This window comes from Rhodobacter sp. NSM (assembly GCF_052244495.1).
Taxonomy (GTDB): domain Bacteria; phylum Pseudomonadota; class Alphaproteobacteria; order Rhodobacterales; family Rhodobacteraceae; genus Cereibacter_A.
In genome coordinates this window covers 178419-192960 of record NZ_JBQPXH010000005.1, presented here as the reverse complement: position 1 = coordinate 192960, position 14542 = coordinate 178419, and the positions used below count along the sequence as shown (strand labels likewise).

General features: G+C 67.2%; 11 protein-coding genes and 1 other annotated feature. Of the genes, 4 read left to right on the top strand and 7 right to left on the bottom strand.

Features of this window, described 5'->3' with window-relative positions; all coding sequences use genetic code 11:
- Positions 1-6: 6 nt before the first annotated feature.
- Both ACTVZP_RS12515 and ACTVZP_RS12510 read left to right on the top strand, forming a co-directional pair.
- Positions 7-966 carry a phosphoribosyltransferase gene (locus ACTVZP_RS12515; RefSeq protein WP_443212477.1) on the top strand — a complete coding sequence of 320 codons (960 nt, stop codon included), beginning with the start codon at positions 7-9 and terminating at the stop codon, positions 964-966.
- A gap of 144 nt (positions 967-1110) precedes the next feature.
- Positions 1111-1168 (top strand) — a sequence feature (sul1 is cis-regulatory element that is thought to sense ions involved in sulfur or methionine metabolism; They are found in Alphaproteobacteria).
- A 185-nt stretch (positions 1169-1353) separates the two neighbouring features.
- Positions 1354-2583, top strand: coding sequence for a glycosyltransferase family 4 protein (locus tag ACTVZP_RS12510; protein ID WP_443212476.1), 1230 nt, complete (start codon positions 1354-1356; stop codon positions 2581-2583).
- A 180-nt stretch (positions 2584-2763) separates the two neighbouring features.
- Here ACTVZP_RS12510 and ACTVZP_RS12505 read toward each other — a convergent pair whose 3' ends face one another.
- From ACTVZP_RS12505 to ACTVZP_RS12475, 7 genes are all read right to left on the bottom strand, one after another.
- Positions 2764-3714, bottom strand: a complete 951-nt coding sequence (locus ACTVZP_RS12505) for a phosphoribosyltransferase (protein WP_443212475.1) — start codon at positions 3712-3714, stop codon at positions 2764-2766.
- 78 nt (positions 3715-3792) lie between these two features.
- The gene (locus ACTVZP_RS12500) at positions 3793-4947 is read right to left on the bottom strand and encodes an acyltransferase family protein (protein ID WP_443212474.1); all 1155 of its coding nucleotides are present in this window, start codon (positions 4945-4947) and stop codon (positions 3793-3795) included.
- 225 nt (positions 4948-5172) lie between these two features.
- Complete coding sequence (locus ACTVZP_RS12495; RefSeq protein ID WP_443212473.1) at positions 5173-6330, bottom strand: dynamin family protein; 1158 nt, start codon at positions 6328-6330, stop codon at positions 5173-5175.
- Between the two features lie 7 nt (positions 6331-6337).
- Entirely contained in the window at positions 6338-8443 is a 2106-nt protein-coding gene (locus ACTVZP_RS12490) for a dynamin family protein (protein ID WP_443212472.1), read from the bottom strand.
- A 16-nt stretch (positions 8444-8459) separates the two neighbouring features.
- Positions 8460-10058 carry a dynamin family protein gene (locus ACTVZP_RS12485; RefSeq protein WP_443212471.1) on the bottom strand — a complete coding sequence of 533 codons (1599 nt, stop codon included), beginning with the start codon at positions 10056-10058 and terminating at the stop codon, positions 8460-8462.
- Complete coding sequence (locus tag ACTVZP_RS12480) at positions 10055-12052, bottom strand: dynamin family protein (protein WP_443212470.1); 1998 nt, start codon at positions 12050-12052, stop codon at positions 10055-10057. The genes ACTVZP_RS12485 and ACTVZP_RS12480 overlap by 4 nt, the downstream gene beginning before the upstream one ends.
- Positions 12053-12610: 558 nt before the next feature.
- Entirely contained in the window at positions 12611-13201 is a 591-nt protein-coding gene (locus ACTVZP_RS12475; RefSeq protein ID WP_443212469.1) for an FMN-dependent NADH-azoreductase, read from the bottom strand.
- Positions 13202-13435: 234 nt separating this feature from the next.
- On the opposite strand from ACTVZP_RS12475, the gene ACTVZP_RS12470 reads away from it, so the two are divergent.
- A complete protein-coding gene (locus tag ACTVZP_RS12470) occupies positions 13436-14083 on the top strand; it encodes a Crp/Fnr family transcriptional regulator (RefSeq protein ID WP_443212468.1) in 648 nt (215 codons plus the stop codon).
- Positions 14084-14165: 82 nt separating this feature from the next.
- Positions 14166-14444 carry a N(2)-fixation sustaining protein CowN gene (cowN, locus tag ACTVZP_RS12465; RefSeq protein WP_443212467.1) on the top strand — a complete coding sequence of 93 codons (279 nt, stop codon included), beginning with the start codon at positions 14166-14168 and terminating at the stop codon, positions 14442-14444.
- The last annotated feature ends 98 nt before the right edge of the window (positions 14445-14542 follow it).

Here is a 14542-nt window from a genome sequence, read left to right as displayed (position 1 = left end):
AGACCCATGCACTACCGTTCCATCGCCGACCTCGCCGACATGCTGCAACGCCACCTCCACCGGATCCCGCGCGAGGTCGACCTCGTCGTGGGGCTTCCAGAGGGCGGGATGCTTGCCGCCAACATCCTCTGCCTTCTTGCCAACGTGCCGATGTCGGACCTCGACAGCTTCCTCGCGGGGCGCAGCTTTTCGGTCGGCCGCACGAAGCTTTCGGCCGAGGCCGGCCGGCCCGCGCCGCGGCAGGTGGTGGCGATCGCAGGAACCGAGCGGGATGTGGAGGGCGTGAGGGACCGCCTCGCCAAGGCCTGCGTGACCGCGATGATCGTGGTGGCCTATGGTGAGGGGCCCGAGGTGCCCGGGGCCGATCTCGTGCTCGAGCCCCTGCCCGGGCCGCGGATCTTCCAGTGGAACTTCATGCAGCATCCGGTCCTCGAACGGGCCTGCGTGGACATTGACGGCGTGCTCTGCCTCGATCCGACTTCGGCCGAGAACGACGATGGCGCGGCCTATCTGGAGTTTCTCGCCTCGGCCCGCCCGCTCTACCAGCCCGGCCACCGGATCGGGACGCTGGTCACGAGCCGCTTGGAAAAGTACCGCGCGGAAACCGAGGCCTGGCTGTCAGCTCGCGGCATCCTCTTCGATCGGCTTGTGATGCTCGACCTTCCGAGCCAGGCCGAGCGTATCCGTCTTGGCGCTCACGGCAGCTTCAAGGCCGAGGTCTACCGGCAGAGCGATGCTCCGCTCTTCATCGAGAGCGAGAACCGGCAGGCGCGCCGCATCGCGGACATCTCCGGCAAGCCCGTGCTCTGTCTCGAGACGCACCGCCTGCTTACCCGTGAAACACTTGCAGCCGAACCCGCGGCATCGCCTGCGCCGCCGCTGCTCGTGCGGAATGCCAAGGCCTTCGTGCGCGGCCTGATCGGGGCCGACAACGTCGCGGCCCTCAAGCGGCGGTTCGCACGCTGAGCAAAATTGCGCCGCTTCGCAGCATGATGCGGGCAGAGACGCTGCGGATCTCCGCCGAAAGCGGCGAATGAAAATGCATCTTTGTGAGAATCTGTCTCCGAAGGTTGAGTGTCTGGAAAAGTAACCTAAGGTTGAGAGAGTCATCAGGAGTCTGGGTGCAAGTCCCAGGTGGCGAATCCGGCCGCTGACCTGTCGGAACAACGAAGCTTGGCCGGAGGGGCAGCAGCGCTCCAATTTCTATCCGGATCTGGCACATCGGAAGCGCGGGAAAACAGTACGTTGTCACAGAACTTTCGTCAAACGACACAGGGTCGTGCCGACAGAGCATCTGCCACGCCCATGGCGGGTGGACGACAGTCGGCTGCGTCGTCCTCCCTGCTGCAGCTCATGCAGCAGACCGTAGGCAACCTGAAGTTGTCCGATGCTCGGCTACCGAGTTTCTCGAATACGCAGGATGCAAGGGCTGCCGCACCGCCGCGGCAGCGAGGCCTGCGTGTTCTCTTCACGCTGGGGGATCCTTACCTTCCGCAGCGAACCGGCGGCGCTCAGTCGAGCACCGACCAGCTCGCCGCCGCCCTGCAGGCGGAGGGACACGAGGTGGCGGTGCTCTCCGGCCTCGAAGGAGGAGGGTGGACCGAGTACCGCGCGCGCTTGCAGCGACGCCTCTTGCGGCGCGACTATGCGCAGGACCGCATGGGCGGCTACAAGGTGTTCCGCACCTGGGATCCCGTCGACGCGTCAGAAGTCGTCCGGCACTTCCGGCCCGATGTCGCTGTCGTCCAGAACGACAACACCCGGCGCGCCGTCCCCCTCGCCCAGTCGCTCGCGAAGGCAGGCGTGCCGGTGGTCTTCTACTTCCGGAACGTGGAGCTTGAGGATCTTGGCGGAGACCCGTCGAGCGTGCCCGGCGCGCGCTTCGTCGCCAATTCCGATTTTACCGCGCGGACCTATGCCAAGGCCTTCGGCATCCGTGCGACCGTGGTGCCGCCGCTGGTCGAGCCCGAGCGCTATCGGACGAAGTCGAGCAGGGAGAACGTGACCTTCATCAATCCGGTGCCCGTAAAGGGTCTGGACACCGCGCTCGCCGTGGCGGAGCGTTGCCCCGACATTCCCTTCGTCTTCGTCGAAAGCTGGCCTCTGAGCCCCGACCGCAGGCAGGAACTGGAGGCGCGCATCGCATCGCTGCCGAATGTCACGCTCCGGATGCGCACGAACGACATGCGGTCCGTCTATGGCAACGCGCGGATCCTGCTCGCGCCAAGTGTCTGGCAGGAGGCCTGGGGCCGCGTCGCGACCGAGGCGCAGTTCTGCGGGATCCCGGTCATCGGATCGAACCAGGGCGGTCTGCCGGAAGCCATCGGGTATGGCGGTCGCATCGTTCCATCCGACGCTTCTGCGGATCGCTGGGCAGCCGAGGTGCGGAGCCTCTGGGACGATCAGGAAGCCTATGCCTCCGCGTCCCTTGCGGCGTTCGCTCATGCGAGGCGGCCCGAGATCAGGGGCGACCATCAGCTTCGCACCTTCCTTCTGGTGCTTCGCAGCGCCTGCAATGATATCGCCCGTCAGGCAGGCACCCTCGCCGCCCGAGCCACGGCCGTCGCCCTTCCCCTCTTGTGACGGCCAGCGGCGGGCGGTGCTCCCTTCCGCCCGCCGCGTTTATGCCGGAACGGCCTATCCATCCACGATTGGGCACCCTGTGACGCGTGCTTGGCCAATACTTCATGCGAAACATGAGGATTGCGCCGCAGACAATTGACGTAAAATGGCAATTTAATCCGTAAATGGCACAGGACCCGATCAGGCGGCCCGCAGTCTCTGGCTCAGGCCGGCAAAGCGTTCCGGGCCCAGCAGCGCCCACGCGGCTTGACGAACGAGATGCCGTGCGGCGGTCCGGCTGCGCAGGCGCGGGATCTGCCCGGCCACGCAAGCGAGATCGGGAAGCAGCATCCGCTGCTCGGGCAGGCACAGGACGGGGCGCCCCGACAGGCGCATGATGCGCTCTGCCTGCGCGGGCTCGCTTTCAATGAAGAGAAGCGCATCGCTCTCGCGATAGACCGCTGCCTTGAAGCTCCCGTGTGCGCCGCGGCGCATGCGTTCTTCCCGGCTCGGCAGATCGAGCATGATCAGCCGGTCGAAGGCGATGCCCTGAGCCGCCAGCCACTTTTCCGTCTCGGCGCGATACTTCTCGAGCCGGCTGGTCACGAGCATCCCGATGCGCTGCCGGGTGCGGCAGAGCGGGCGCGCGTTCAGCAGGAACTGGAGATAGGCGGGACCGTCGTCGTTCTCTGCCTCGCTCGGATCGTGGCAGAGAATGCCATCGATGTCGACGCAGCACCGGGCGAGGAATTTGTGGTGCATTGCGTTCCACTGGAACATGCGTGGCTGGGGAACGGCCTCAAAAATGAGATCTGCCTCGAGGTGGTCGCGCCTCAGGCCATAGACGGCCGCATAAAGCACGCCCGCGTCGCGGCCTGCCTGCACGATGCGATCGCGCGCCTCCTGCATCGCGATGCCGGAGCTCAGGCTGTCCTCAAGGACGAGAACGCGCCGCTCCGCACCCGCCGCCGGCGTGCGACGCTCGAGGAAATCATCCAGCGCCACGACCGGAAGACCCGTCGCCGCACCCAGCATCTGCGCCGCGAGCAGGCCACTGCGCGGCACACCCACCACCAGATCGAGATCCCGCGGAAGCCGATGCAGATTTCGCAGAATGTCGCGGTTCATGTCCGAGATCGAGCGGTAGTTCATCGAAACCTCCGAAAGGGACGGTCGGCGCGGTGACGCGGGCTGCGGGCCGACATAGGATGGGAAGCGCAGTCAGGCAGGTCAAGCATCGGCTGGCACCGATCGCGTGCCAGACGACGACCTGCCGCGAACGGCGGCGATCAGCGCCAGGACCGGCTCGTCGACGAACCGTGTGAAGATCAGGGCAAGCGCAAGGACAAGGACAGCATAGGCGGGAGCGATGACGGCTTCCGGTGCGCCGCTCAGGTAGGTCCAGGCCACGACCGTGTAGAGCGGCGGGACGTGGACGAGGTAGAGCCCGAAGGATATCCGCCCGAGGAAGAGCGGCACCCGCGTCTCGAACAGTCGTGCGAGCATGGGCAGCGTCAGCACGGCGTAGAGCAACAGCGTCGCGGCCAGCACCGGCATGAGACCGCGCGGCTCTCCCAGTTCCCAACTCTCGGGCACCTCCGGCAGATCGAGGCGCGCATGCGCACCTTCGCCCGGAGAGCCGAGGATGAAGGCCGCGAGCAGGGCCGTCACCGGAAGCGCCGCGCCGGGCAGTGGGCGCAGAAGACCGCGCCGATGCATCTCGTAGAGTCCGGCGCCCAGCACGAAGGCGAGGTAGGGGTCGGGAAGCCAGAGCACCACGACGAATGTCCCGGCTGCCAGCATCGTCAGCCGCAGGCGGCCCGACGAGAGGTAATAGAGAAGGAAGATGCCGATGGACCCCAGAAACTCGAACTTCATCGTCCAAAGTACATTGTTGAAACGGGAAAACCCGCGCACGAAGTTTGCCGCCATGCCGTCCGCGACCGCGATCCAGATCGGCTTGAGCGGCTCCTGATAGGTGAAGGACAGCCAGCGCGACGGCGAAGCGACCGTCTCCTGCATCCGCAGTGCCGCATCCGGAAATGCCACGAGCCACGCCCATGCCACGAGGCAACTCGCCGTGACGGGAAGCGCCAGCCGAACATAGCGGCTGAAGACGTTCGCGAGGAGCGCGTGACGGCGACGCTCGGCCGCGGCTGCCATGACGAAGCCCGACAGGACGAAGAAGACCGCAACGGCAAAGCGGCCATTCCAGAGGATGTGGACCGGCGTGTGGGCGAAGTCCGTCAAGGTGCGCCCCATCGAGGGCGTGAGATGCGGATGCAGAAGACAGAGATAGTGGTAGAGCACGACGATCACGGCAGCTATGCCGCGCAAACCGTCGAAGGCCGCAATGCGCGGCGAGGGTGGCGGGGCCAGGGACATGTGAGGGGGATCCTGTCTGCGGTCGGTGGTAAGAGACCCGGCTCGCGGCCGATCGTTCCCATGATCCTAGCCTTGCGACCGGCCGATGGCCACGCCACACGCAATGGTTGTGCGAGAAGTCGCCCTTTCGACACCCCGGATGGTGCGGATCCGCGCCGATCCGTTGCATCGCCGGGAACCAGCCGCGATTCCAACGCAAGCGTGGGCGGACGACGGTCGGACTGTTCAGTTCTCTCCGGAACAGGCGGAGATGATCCGACGTAACGCGGTCTGCGCCAGGATCATGTTGGTGCGGTCCTGCCGAAGCAGCAGGAATGCGATGTCCGAAGGCGTGGGGCGCGTGACAAGCAGCAGGTGCGGGCCGAGGTGCAGCCTGCATTCCTCGACAGGCGTGCCGGTCGCGGTCTCGAGGGCATCCTGCGCCGGGAGCAACGCATGGACTGCTGGCGCGATGGCCTCGGCGCGGTCACGTTCGGGACCGAAGCACAGGAGAGACCCGTCATCGACACGGAGGATTCCGCCGCAGACGAGACCTGCGAGCGAGGAAGCCACCTGATCGATCTCCGACTGCCTGCCGGTCTCCGCTTCTCGCCTGGGCCGGGGCGCGGCCTCGCGCGGCGTGGTCGAGACGGTGCGCGGTGCGGGCTGGCTTGACGCCTCTGATGCCATGCGCTGGCGGCGCTCGCTCACGAGGTCGGCAAGGATATGCCCGCCAGAAGTCTCCCAGGCGTGATCGTCAATCGCGGCGGCCCTGATCGTCTCGCGCGACGCCTGAACGAAGGCCACGGCGCTGAAGAAAGGCCCGGCCTCCCGCTGGACGCGCTCTTCGATCCGGTCCCAGTCCTCGGCGCTGCGGAGCTTGTCGGCGCGGGAGAGAACGATCACCGAACGCGCCCGCATGGATGGCAACCGGGACAGGATCGCCTTCTCCGACAGCCGCCAGGCCTGCGATGCGATGGAAACCCAGATGAGCAGGTCGGCACCTGCCATCAGCGCAAGGGCTTCGGACCCCACCTCGCCATCGCAGGGGAAGGGCAGTTCGACCAGTTCCACCCCGTCGAGATGGGGGGCATTCACCAGAACTTCGCAGAGCCCTGCCCCGCCGAAGTTCGTGGCATCGTCGAGAGTCTCCGCGTGCTCCGTCTGGCCGTTGCCGTGATGAAGAAGAACCGTTCCCGCATGATCCGCTACATGGCGCACCAGGAACGCCGGCCGCGAGGCCTGCCGCGAGAGCATCGGCAGCACGGGCCTGCGCAGCAGAGCGTTGATGACGCTGGACTTGCCCGACTTGAACTCTCCCGCGACCACCACGCGCAGCCGGCGGCCGGCGGATGGGCGGCCGGGGGCCGGGTCGAGACGCGGCAGGGGGTGCTGGAAGGACATCATGTACTCAGGCGGCAGCGGCGAGGTGGGACTTCGACAGGCGGCTGTCGCTGATCGACAGAAGCTGCAGCCGACGCTCCAGCACCTCGATTCGGCTTTGCAGGCGATGTGAAACCTGCGCCGCACGCGTCGGGTCGGCCGCAAGTTGCGCCATCACCGAGGAGTCGCTGCGCAGTCTCTGAGCGCGTTCGGCGATCGCCTTGTCCACCATCGAGAGGATGATCTGGATCCTTTCCTTGCCCGCCACGACCCGCTCGGCCTGGGCCTCGGTGGCAGCCTTCATGATCTTGTGCGACCAGGGAAGCAGTTCCGCAAGCGTGATCCGCCGCAGCGCCTCGAAGGTCTTCTGAACGTCCATGCCGGGGCGGCGCCAGAAGGCCCAGCCGCGGGCCGAGACGACATCCACCGTGAGGGCGCGACGGCTGAGCGTGAGGGCGGTGGTGAACTCGTCATGCGGCAGGCCCCGCAGCGACACGCCCTCGGCAATGTCCTCGAACCGCTCGCCGGCGATGCTGGCCGCGCTGACAAGGCAGTCGTTCAGGCTGGTGTCGGCAGCGGCGCGGTAGCGCAGGAAGGTCTCGGCAACGGTCTGGTCGAGCACGCGGCTCAACGCGACGAGATCGACCGTCATCGGCCGGCGCTCGCCCGCCGCGGCACGCGCAGCGAGAGCGGCTCGCTGTTCCTCGACAAAGCCGCGGATCGTGGTCTCGAGCGCCTGCTGCATCGCGGTGGCCGAACGCGCGAGGATCCGGTCGGTCGCGGCGGTCATGGCCTCGAAACGTTCGTCGAGGCGGCGGCGCAGGTCCGAAAGCTGCGCCATCTCTCCCCTGATCTCCATCAGGAAGCGGGCGGCGCTCTGCCCGCTGATCGACTCGACCTGCTGGGCGACCGAGTCCCGCTCGCGCTTGCAGAGGGCGATCAGGGCTCCGACCTCAGAGCGCAGTTCCTCGTGGATCGAGGCAAGCTGGCGATAGCCTGCGCCGAGGTCGATCAGGCTGCCGAGCGTCTGCTTCACCTCGCCCACGCCGGAGGCGAGCATCAGGCGCTCCGCCTGCCCGTCCGGCACGGTGCCGTAGCGGTCGAGGAGGAAGCGACGCAGGGTCTCGTTGTCCGCCTCGGCCCGCAGGGCACGGGCAGCCGGATCATCCCGCTGCGCAAGTTCGGCCAGCCAAGCGCTGCCTGCGTGGATCGAGAAGGCCGCGTCCGGAATTGCGGCGCGCAGCCGGCGGGCCACGTCGGAGACGAGGGCATCGATTTCTTCGTCGAACTCTTCCAGTTCGTCGATCCGGTTGATGAAAACGATCACGTTCTTCGCGCGCTCGGCCGAGAGCATCCGCATGAGCGCTATGTCGGCCTCGGTGAGCGGCTGATGCGCCGAGAGGATCACGACGAAGATGTCGGACCGGTCGAGGCTGCGGCAGGTGAATTCGTCGCGCACGAGGAAGGGATCGTTGACGCCCGGCGTGTCGGTCAGAACGACCGGCACCGCGAATTCGGGCAGCCGCAGGTAGACGTCGGCCTCGCGCGTGATCGAGGCGTAGCGCCCCAGCGCCTGATCATCGAGGCCCTGGTCGGCGCCGGGTCCCGCGCAGACATAGCTCTGGAGCAGCTCGGCCGAAAGGAAGTCGTAGTCATGCGTGCTGCCCAGAAGCGTCGCATAGGCGCGCCCGAGACGCGCCTGCGCGCGCTCCTTCATCTCCTGCGCCTGCCGGAGCAGGATGCCGGAATCGAAGCCCGGCAGCATCTCTTCGGCCAGGCGACGCACACGGGGGTCGCCGTTCACGATCTCGTCCCAGGAGCCCTCGTCGAAGAAGCGGAACGAGGCTCCCTGCGCCGGATCGCCCGGGACGTTGATGCGCAGGTTCGTGACGACCGAGGTCCAGGGGTTCACGTCCGAGGGCAGCAGACCGATCTGGCCGATGAAGGCGTTCAGGAACGAGGACTTGCCCGCCTTCACCTGTCCGATCACCGCCACGCGCGCCGTCCAGGCGTCGAGCCGGGACAGGATGCGCATGAAGGGTTCGCGCGACTCTCGCCCCGCCGCCTCCCCGATGTCGGAGACGATGCGGCGGAGGGCCGCGATCTCCTTCTTCTGCAGCGAGCCGATCTCCATTCTCTTCTCCTGGCGGTCAGGCCGGCCCGCCCCTGCGGCGGCCAGACGGGGGCGCGGACTGCAGACAGGCGCGGGCCCATGTAAGGTCGAGTTCCGCCACCAGCTGGTCAATGCCGTCGAGGAGCGAGTCCGGGTCATCGGCGTCGAGCGTGGGCAGGATCTGCTCCCAGAGCATCCGTGCAGGCCCGAACATCATCGCCGGGGCTGCCGGACGCGAAGCCCGCCGCGCGGTCACGGGTTCCGTGTCCCGCATGACGGGAGCTGCTTCGGCCGCGGCTTCCCGTGGCTGGTCGGTCGCGGCATCGGCGGCAGGGCCGGCAGATGACGTTGCCGTCCGCAGCGGCACAGCAGCGAGCGTCTCGCGTGTTAGCGTCACCTCCTGATGGGAAAGGTGTGCGGTATTGATGGCGGCCGGCTCATCTTCGCTCGCCTCCTCGATGTCGAGCACGCCGTCCTCGTCTCCGTGGCGTGAACCCTCGGTCGCCTCATCCGAACCGTGCTCCGCACCTGCCTCGATCGCGCCACGCAACAGGGCGAGGAAGTCGCTCTCGGCTTCCGGCTCCACCGGCTCGGGCACCGGGTCGAAGGCTGCTGCGTCGCCGATGCTTGCCAGCATGTCGCTCAGGTCGAGGTCATCGGCAGGATCCGCTTCCGGCGCCTCCGCGACCGCGTCCGGCTGCTCCGCCTCGATCGCCTCTACGGCAAGGTCCGGCGCATTCGCTTCGGCCTCGTCCGGTGGAAGCGGCGCGGGTTCCTCCTGCTCGGGCGCGACATCGCTTTCGCTGGCGGCGCGGGTCACGAGAAGCAGCGGCCCGCTCGTTGCGGCCGAACCGCGGATCCGTCGCGGCACGACCTTGTGGGCGGCCGTATCGGCGGGGGCTTCACCCGGCGGCAGGATCGGGCGCGGGGTGCGGCGCGGCAGGATAAGGGCGGAGTCGCGCAGAAGGCTCCGCAGTTTTCTCACGTCGGTATCCGACAGGAACGAGGACATGCACACCGAGGCGAAGAGGCCATCGGCCTCGCGCAGGACGCGGCCCATCACCTTGGCCCGGTCCTCTTCGTTCGCCAGCTTGTCGGCCTGCGACAGCACGAGCAGGCTCGGCCCGGTCACGGCTTCTGGCAGCGAGAGCCAGATCGACTTCTCGCTCTGCCGCCAGGCCTGCACGGCGGGCGAGCACCAGACGATCATGTCGGCCTCGGCGACCATCCGCTCCCAGCTGGTCGACGGGATGTTGGGATCGGAGCTGCCGGGCGTGTCGATCAGGTCGAAATCGAGGAGCAGCGGATTCGGAAGCTGGATGCGGCAATGGTGGATGCGCACAAGATCGGTTGCCAGGACATGGGCCACCATCTCGGGAACGGATTCGAAGGCCTGAACATGCCCGTCGATGCCGACGCATTCCGGCGCACCCTCGCCGTGGCTGATCCAGATCGGAGGCAGCGAGGTGGACGTGACGGACGAGGGCAGGATGGCCTCGCCGAGCAGCGCGTTCACGAGGCAGGTCTTGCCCGAACTGAACTCGCCCGCGATCATGATGCGCGGACGTGCGGCGATGGCCGGCGAAACGTCGGCCGCTTCGCCGACGATCTGGGACAGTTCCAGAGGCAGGTTCATGCCGCTCCCCTCCTTGTCACGTCTTCGAGCGCACCCGCCACCTCGGCGAGCGCATGGTCCTCGGTCGCGGGCCGCTCCATCGCGTCGAGCACGGCGGCAACGAAGCCCGCCTGCTTCGTACAGAAGGCCCGGGCCGCCGACTCCACCTCATTGCAGAAGCCGGTAAAGCCTTCCTTGCCGACAGTCTCGACCAGAGGCAGAGTCTCGGCCGAGATGACGGCGCGGTAACGCTGGGCGCGATCCTCAGGCGATCCCCGACGCTGGAAGAAGCGGCGCCACCAGGAGGTCTGCATGTCGAGCGAGATCGTCTGGGCGATGATGCCGGGCGCCTGCGGCACCGGTCCCTGCGGCAGGTGGAAGGCCACGCTGCCTTCCGGCACGGCGAGGTCGCCGCACAGAAGCCGCCCGTAGGCCTCCGCCGCCTCTCCGGTGCAATCGGCAAGCGCGCCGCGCACGGTCTTCGCCGCCGACAGGTAGGACGAGCGGATCATCATGCGCAGCGTCGTCGGATCGCAGCGCCAGCCCTCGGTGTCGCCGAACGAGGCAATGTGGGAGGCGAGGGCTGCGACGGCGCTTTCGACGAACTGCTCCTGCGCGCGGCCGAGCCGTTCCGCCAGGGCGGCCGAGGCGTCGGCCATGCGCGCCTTCAGTCGCTCGTCGCAGAGACGGCCGACCTCGGCCACCCGCGCCTCGATGGCCGGACGATCGACGGGCTTGCCGGGGAGAGCCGTGCTCCGCGCGACGATATCGACCGTCTCGACTTCAGAGATCACGTTGCCGGTCTCGGCCTGAATGTCGGCGAGCATCGCCTGCCCCGGCCCCTCGACGACGCGGCGCGAGATCGCGGCGTGCAATTCCGGCACGCCCGAAGCCTCGAAGGCGAGGTCGCGCAGGTCGCGGCCGTCGGCTCCGCCCGTCGCGGCGGTCCAGGCCAGCAGGGCGCGCCGGCTCGCTTCCGGCAGCGCATCGCAGCGGTCTTCAAGCGCGCGGGTTGCCCAGAGCGCGCTGCCAAAGAGGATCGTCAGCCCCGCGCCCACCTTCGCCCGGTCGAGTGTTCGGCGGATCGAGGCCTCGATCTCCTTCGTCTGGGCCACCGGATCGGCGAGTTCGTCGATGCGGTTCACGAAGATCAGCACCTCGCGCGCCTCGACATTGCCGATGATGCGCAGGAGCGCCATGTCCATCGTCGAAAGCGCCTGATGCGCCGACAGGACGATCACGCAGACGCGGCTTTCGCTGATCGCATTGATGGTGATCTGCTCGCGCATCATGAAAGTGTCGTTCACACCCGGCGTGTCGCGGATGCAGAGATTCTGCGGGTAGCCCGGCAGGTCGACGAAGAGATCGGCCGTCTTGGTGATGTCGGCGTAGAAGCCCTGCGCACGGCCGTTGGAGTCGCCAGCGTCTCCGTAGCAGATGTAGCGGTCGATCACGTCGTGCGACAGATCCGGGAACGCGTGGCTGCTGCCCAGCAGAGTCTCGAAATCGGAGCCGAGGCGGCCTTCGGTAGTGCTCCGCATCTGCATGACCTGCGTACGGATCTGCTCGGCCTCGGCTTCAAACCCGGTGCGGTGCGCCATCTCGCCAAGGCGTCCGCCGGTGGTCACCAGCCGGTCCCATTCCAGCGCGTCGAAGAAGCGGAAGAGCGCCCGCGTCTCGAGCGGTCGGCGCGGCGAGTTGAGATGGACGTTCGTGATGACCGAGGTCCAGGGGTTCACATCCGAAGGCAGCAGACCCGGCTGGCCGATCAGCGCGTTGAGCAAGGTGCTCTTGCCGGCCTTGACCTGTCCCAGGACGCTCACCGAAGGCTCGAAGGCGTCAATGCGCTCGATGATCCGGTCGAGTTCGGCCCTCAGGCTGGGGGCCGCATCGCTGGAAAGCTCCAGCAGGGCCTCGCGGATCCTGTTCAGGCCCGCCCAGTAGCTTTCCAATTCCTCGAACGCCGGCCGCCCCCCGTGCGGAACCACATCGTCCCTGTCTGCAAAATCACGCACATCCAATCTCCGCATTCGGGTATCACGTCGCCGGCCTGCCCCCGAGGGTTCAGACCTGCAGGCTTGCTGCTCCGCAGTCCGCATGCATCCTGAGTCATGGCGGGGGAATGTGATGCAATTTGTCCGCAACCTCGGCAATTTGGAGATTGCCGGGGTTGGCCTTGCGGCCCCGGAAACCCTGCAACTGCATCAGGACTCACGGATTCCGCGGGCGCGGGAAATCGGCCGCCACATTTGCGCCGCATTTGCGCCCCTGTTCGGGCACCGGATCGCCCGCTCCCGGCGACTCGGCCCGCAAGGGTCGACGGGTCGCGGGATTCGCGGGGTCGGGCAAATCTGCTTCCTGCACAGAGGCTTCCACTGCGAAGTGCAGGCAAATGCCTGCGGCAGGGCCTTGGAGCGGGGCGGGCGGCCGCTGCCTTGTCGATGTCTCCGCGGCGGAAACAGTGACCCGCGCAGCCAAAGGCCGCACCCGAGGGGCGCGGCCTTTCCGACTTCAACCTCTGCCTGCAAGTGGCGATGAGGCGAGGTAAATTTCGCCCTGACGCCTGCTTTCGCTCAGGCCGCGAGAGCTGCGACCGCCGCCTCTGCCCGTTGCAGCGCCTCCTCGGCACCGAAGACGATCCGGTCGGCTGCCACGAATTCCACATCCGTGATGCCGATGAACCCCAGCACCTGCCGCAGCCAGCCGGAGGCGTGGTCCAGATCCGATCCCAGCGGCGTGCCGTCCGAGGTGAAGGCCACGATGGCACGCTTGCCGGTCAGCAGGCCGACCGCGCCCTCTTCGGTGTAGACGAAGCTCTCGCCGCGCCGGACGATGTGGTCGATCCAGGACTTGATCTGCGCCGGGGGGGCGAAGTTGTAGACCGGCAGCGCGATCACCAGGATGTCGGCCTCCTTCACCTCGGCGAGGATCGCATCCGCGGTCCGGGCCGTTTCCTCCTGTTCCGGCGTACGCTGCTCCGGAGGGGTGAAGACCGAGCCGAGCCACGAGCCGTCGATCTGGCGGATGCCCTGCGCGAGGTCTCGCGTGACGACCTTCGCATCCGGATGTGCCACAAGAAGCCGGTCGAGAATGCGTCCGGTGAGGCGGCGAGAGACGGCTGCCTCGCCCTTGATGGAACTGTCGATACGGAGAATGGTGGTCATGGCGATACCTCTGATGGATGTGGTCCAACATATGACCTCGCTCGCATGCGCAGACAATTCGCGCCAATGCGCGGATCATGTGCATGAACACACAACGCTTCGTGGACGTGTCGCGGTGCCTGAAAACAGGTCCGCACCTCCGAAGCTGCCGCACCTTCGGCCGCTCGATGCGGCAGAAAGTCCGTCGCCGCGGCTGAGGGTGCGAACGCCGCAGGTTCCGCGTTAGGATCCGCCATGGTCCCGCCCGCTTCGCCTGAATCGAGGAGCGCCCCGCCGCACGCCGCGTGGCTCGCGCGCCTGCCTCGCGGCCTTCGGCGGCAGTACGGACCGGGCGAGGCCATCGTCCGGCCGGAACAGCGTGGCAACAGGGTCTTCCTGCTCGACAGCGGCCTCGCACGCATCTGCCTGACCGCAGCATCCAGGGAACTGGTGCTGGGATACCTGCGCCCGGGCGGTTTCTACGTCACCCACACCCGGGCCTGGGTCGAGGCGCTCGAGACCTGCGAGGTGGTGAGCTGGCCTGTCGAAGACATGCTGCACCTTGTGTCCCGGGAACCGGAACTCGGACTTGCCGCCTTCCGCGAGATCGGCCGCGTCCTTCAAGGGGCGCTCAGCCTGATCGAGGATCTGGCCTTCCGGCCGGTCGAGTCGAGGCTTGCGCGGTTCCTGCTGTCGGAACGGCGGACACAGGGCGCGGACCGCATCCGTCTCATCGACACGACGGAGGCGCTTGCGAATGCCCTCGGCACCTCGCGGCAGACGCTCTCGACCCTTGTCAACCGCCTGATCCGCGAGGGGGTGATTGCGCGGCCCGACCGGCGGCACATCGACCTTCTGCGCCCGGACCGGCTCGAGGAGATGAGCGAACTGTCGTCCGGCTGACAGACCGCATGGCAGCCGCGGATTATCGTGACCGCGCCTTTCGCCGGCCGCATCTCCGCTGGCACCCTGACCGAGAGACGCCATGAACGACCAGACACCCGACCGTTACATCACCTTCCTGGGCCTCGACTGCGACGCCAAGGCCGACCGCATGATGGAGATGCTTCACGCCCAGATGGCGGCGAGCGAGTCGCGCTGGGTGCGCTACTTCGAGCAGAAGCTGGCCGAGAAGGCGCGGATGGCGACCGACAACCTGCATTTCGTCGGAAGCCAGATCAACAGCCTCTTCAGCTTCTTCGAGGAACTGGAGGACGAGGAGGGCCTCGCCCTTCTCTGGCACCTCGAGCACAACTGCTGCTGAGTGCCACGGAAGCGATCCGCGTCTGTTGCTCTGTCGCGGCAGTGTGCCCTCTCCGGGCGACGTGAGGGGCGCTGCCTGAGCGAAGCCGTCAGCGGGAT

Bases quoted from the DNA above. Each gene is read 5' to 3' on its own strand.
- cowN (WP_443212467.1), top strand. From the start codon at position 14,166: ATGAACGACCAGACACCCGACCGTTACATCACCTTCCTGGGCCTCGAC.
- ACTVZP_RS12470 (WP_443212468.1), top strand. From the start codon at position 13,436: ATGGTCCCGCCCGCTTCGCCTGAATCGAGGAGCGCCCCGCCGCACGCC.
- ACTVZP_RS12490 (WP_443212472.1), bottom strand. From the start codon at position 8,443: ATGGAGATCGGCTCGCTGCAGAAGAAGGAGATCGCGGCCCTCCGCCGC.
- ACTVZP_RS12500 (WP_443212474.1), bottom strand. From the start codon at position 4,947: ATGTCCCTGGCCCCGCCACCCTCGCCGCGCATTGCGGCCTTCGACGGT.
- ACTVZP_RS12510 (WP_443212476.1), top strand. From the start codon at position 1,354: ATGCAGCAGACCGTAGGCAACCTGAAGTTGTCCGATGCTCGGCTACCG.
- ACTVZP_RS12495 (WP_443212473.1), bottom strand. From the start codon at position 6,330: ATGTCCTTCCAGCACCCCCTGCCGCGTCTCGACCCGGCCCCCGGCCGC.
- ACTVZP_RS12505 (WP_443212475.1), bottom strand. From the start codon at position 3,714: ATGAACTACCGCTCGATCTCGGACATGAACCGCGACATTCTGCGAAAT.
- ACTVZP_RS12475 (WP_443212469.1), bottom strand. From the start codon at position 13,201: ATGACCACCATTCTCCGTATCGACAGTTCCATCAAGGGCGAGGCAGCC.
- ACTVZP_RS12485 (WP_443212471.1), bottom strand. From the start codon at position 10,058: ATGAACCTGCCTCTGGAACTGTCCCAGATCGTCGGCGAAGCGGCCGAC.
- ACTVZP_RS12515 (WP_443212477.1), top strand. From the start codon at position 7: ATGCACTACCGTTCCATCGCCGACCTCGCCGACATGCTGCAACGCCAC.